Below are 3,410 nucleotides of genomic sequence, written 5' to 3'. Positions count from 1 at the left end.
GCTGTTAAGGTCAGCGAGCATTTCCTGACCTTGGACGTTGACGGTGCCAAAGTCGAAGGTGACGGTTAGAATTGCGCCGTCCTGATTGGTGGAAAATGTTGTAAATCCTTCATATTTCATGAGAGTATCCTTTCAGTTGAGTTTAGATTTTAGGTATAGTGGTAGTGTCTGCCTGAAGTGGTTTCAGACCATCGGTAGGCTCGGCAAGGGTGAGTGGCTTAGTTGATCAGCTGTTCGACGGCTTCCATCACCTGTTTGTTCTTCACGGCGTCCAGCGCATCGGGATGTGGTTGCGCGAACGATTTCCGATCATTGTCATAATAAAGACCAGAGGCATTGGCGAATTCGTCACTCAGAGCCGCACGGGTGAGGATGTCCGCGCCAATCCTCAAATCGTTTCCGGCCTGACCGTAAGCTTCCTTGACCATTTTGCTGCCCAGAAATGAGGCCGGATTTACGGCAACTATCATGGGGCCGTTCGCGCCAAGATCTTTCGCCATTCCAAAGGACCACATGGTCAGGGCGAGCTTGCTTTGTGCGTAAGCGTCACTGTCAGAAAAGGCGCGTTTGTTCAGAAAACCTTGCACATCCGCAGGCGCTTGTGCCGCTGATGACAAGTTCACTACCCGGCCTTTTGAGCCCAGGATTGGCAGCAAGGATTTAGTCAACAAATATGGCGCTACAACATTCACAATGAAGCGTGCATCATAGCCATCATTTGTGAGCGGGTTCGACATTTTGAACACGCCTGCATTGTTGATCAGCACGTCAATTGAACTGACTTCGCCCTTGATCTCGCTCGCTAGAGCTTCGACCTCAGGCAGGACTGAAAGGTCTGCGCGGAAGGTTTTGATCTCGCCGGCGCCTGTGATTGCCGAAACGGATTTAGCCGCTGTTGCGAGTTTGTCACGGTTACGACCGTGTAACAAAAGCGTATGGCCCTGCGGCGCGATCATTTTTGCGGTTTCGAGGCCGATACCGTCCGTTGCCCCTGTTATCAAAATTGTCTTTGTCATGATGTCTATCCTATTGATCAGATTATAGCTTAAGGCGTCTGGCCGGATCGTTAGAATGGTGCAGATTTATCAGATTGAACTTGCGGCACAGTCCACCGTTCTGTTGCGCTCGCTGGCACTGGTCCCTCACCATGTTGATAGGGAATCTGACCGTGTTCGCCATAAAGCCATAGTACAAAGTTATGACGCTCACCTTCCGTGATCGGTTCAGAAGCATGGGGGACCTTGCCATGGTGGATTAAGGCCGTTCCTGGTTCAAATGTCAGGTTCTCAACCTTTCGGCTCGCTGGATCCATAAAGCGCACAGCTGACCCGGAGAACTCTTCACCCGGTAGGTTCAGATTGATGTTCAGCGTTACGCTAGATGCGTCCGTGTGGAGACGCAAATCCGTGTCCTTGCCAGCCTCCCACTGAATGGAGAAACCAAATGTCTGACTGTCAAAGCCATAAACATCCGGAAATAGGAGCCGGGCAATGGGACGCATGTAATGATCCATGAGATCACGGTAGAACGTCTGGAATGTTGGTGCGGCAAGATAGCCTTCCGAGCGCGGATCAAGCATAGCCCCGCCGCGATTTAGGACAATTCCGTACGGCGGGCGAACGGGAATATCAGCTTTCGCGACGCGCTGGAGATAATCTCTCAAGATGTGAAGCTTTTTTGGGTCGAAGAACTGGGCTTTGTAAACATTGGGAAATACTTCAGTCCAAAGGTCTTTGACGGAGTTTTCCTTTGCTGGGTCTTCCCAACCCTTCTCAATCGCGTGACGGAGGTCTGTTGCATAGAGGGAGTGATCCAAGACAATATTGACTTGGTCGCCATTCCTCTCCCATTCAGTCCATGCGTCCTCAAACATTTTTTCATTGTCATTCCAAAAACGGTGAACTGAGGGTTCTCTGTGCAACATAGCTTCTCGTGTTGGTCGGGTTACGTTGCGAGCTTTTGACAGTAGAGTTGTCGACATGATTTATGCCTTTCGTTGTTTAAGAATAGCGAACTAGAGTGCGGCTCTCGATGCTTTTGCGCGGGATAGATGCTTGGGCATCACTCGAAAGATCAAGAGCACTATGTGCCAGATGTGGGCGTCCGCCGTTGTCATAGATATTGAAGATGATAGCCTCATCCGGGGTCATGTCGGATTGATAAAACCATTGGTGGGTTTGGTTGTTGGCCACACCGAGAATTTGACCAAGGCGGTCGGGGTAAACGAGACCGATATCCATCCAATCATCGGACTGCATGGAACGAGGGTCAATGAAGCCTAGAGGTGATGATTTAATGACGTTTTCAACCGGACGCCAGACATTGACAAAGCTATAACCCGCATCTTGAAATTCTTTCGAGCGACGCTCGCCGACCAAATCAACAAGGCGCTGCTCAGCACCTGCTTCGTTGTAATCATTGTGGACATTGCGCGCAGGACGACGCGGGGCGTTGGTGTCATCTATGCGAACAGTGTGATCGAATACAATAACTTCTGTCGCGCCGATACGGGCTTTCAGAAGGTCGACTAGTTCTTGATCATAGGTTGCTTGCCAACCCTCGCCCTTCTCAAAATCTTTCACAGCAGACCGGTGATTAACGAACTCAATGCCATCGCGTTGAAAGGCGGGTGTCCAGTCGCTGTCTCGCAGGTCTGAAACTTTAACATCGGTGGTTATGAGTTCCGGCGAAACGAGATTGCCGATTACCCCATCAACATCAAACTCAAACGCCTGCGGCGCTGACTTTTTAATGTGGTAATTTACGTTTGCATCAATTTGCATTGTTCATCTCCACCTTGGGTAGGAAAGCCTTAAGCGGCTCCGATAAACTTGAATATATATCTTTAATTATGGATATAAATGAGGTAAAAACATAATCAGAATATCGATTATGGATATAATATGGATACAGAAGCTGTTCGTCTCTTTGTCATGGCGGCGGACCTACTCAATATTAGTGCTGCAGGTCGGCAATTAGGGCTGGCTCCCGCTGTTGCAGGGACGCGGCTCGCGAAATTGGAAAAAGAAGTGGGTGCGGACCTGCTTCATCGCTCGACACGCAAAGTCTCTCTATCGCTAGAGGGAGCTGAGTTTTTACCTTTCGCCAAAGAAATCATCGCGCAAGAAGATGCCGGACTTGTCGCTCTCGGCAAGGGAAATCCAGAAGTTTCAGGGACGCTGCGCTTTGCCTGCTCCAGCACATTTGCTCAACTCTATGTCGCACCCATACTCCCAGAGTTTCTTGATCAATATCCAGCGATTAATCTAGATCTTCGTCTCTCAGACACGCAAGCCAAGCTTATAGAAGGCGGATATGACCTTGCTCTTCGCAACTTCGCAATCGAAGACAGCGCAATGATGGGCCGGAAACTGGCTGAAGACAAACGTGTGCTCTGTGCTTCACCCGAC

Annotated in this window: 4 protein-coding genes; 1 reads left to right on the top strand and 3 read right to left on the bottom strand. The window is 49.8% G+C overall.

Annotation, left to right across the window (positions count from 1 at the left end; translation table 11 throughout):
• Positions 1-218: 218 nt before the first annotated feature.
• From ABJZ52_RS12060 to ABJZ52_RS12050, 3 genes are all read right to left on the bottom strand, one after another.
• Positions 219-1,016 carry an SDR family NAD(P)-dependent oxidoreductase gene (locus ABJZ52_RS12060; RefSeq protein WP_348018166.1) on the bottom strand — a complete coding sequence of 266 codons (798 nt, stop codon included), beginning with the start codon at positions 1,014-1,016 and terminating at the stop codon, positions 219-221.
• Between the two features lie 50 nt (positions 1,017-1,066).
• Positions 1,067-1,873, bottom strand: coding sequence for a hypothetical protein (locus tag ABJZ52_RS12055; RefSeq protein WP_348018167.1), 807 nt, complete (start codon positions 1,871-1,873; stop codon positions 1,067-1,069).
• 127 nt (positions 1,874-2,000) lie between these two features.
• Positions 2,001-2,783 (bottom strand): CmcJ/NvfI family oxidoreductase, encoded by a 783-nt coding sequence (locus ABJZ52_RS12050; RefSeq protein ID WP_348018168.1) that lies wholly within the window; start codon positions 2,781-2,783, stop codon positions 2,001-2,003.
• A gap of 120 nt (positions 2,784-2,903) precedes the next feature.
• On the opposite strand from ABJZ52_RS12050, the gene ABJZ52_RS12045 reads away from it, so the two are divergent.
• Positions 2,904-3,410 (top strand): LysR family transcriptional regulator (locus ABJZ52_RS12045; RefSeq protein WP_348487762.1); only part of this gene is annotated, 507 nt, incomplete at its 3' end.

Origin of the sequence: Roseibium sp. (assembly GCF_039982295.1) — a bacterium.
Lineage (GTDB): Bacteria > Pseudomonadota > Alphaproteobacteria > Rhizobiales > Stappiaceae > Roseibium.
This window is presented reverse-complemented; position numbering and strand designations above follow the sequence as displayed.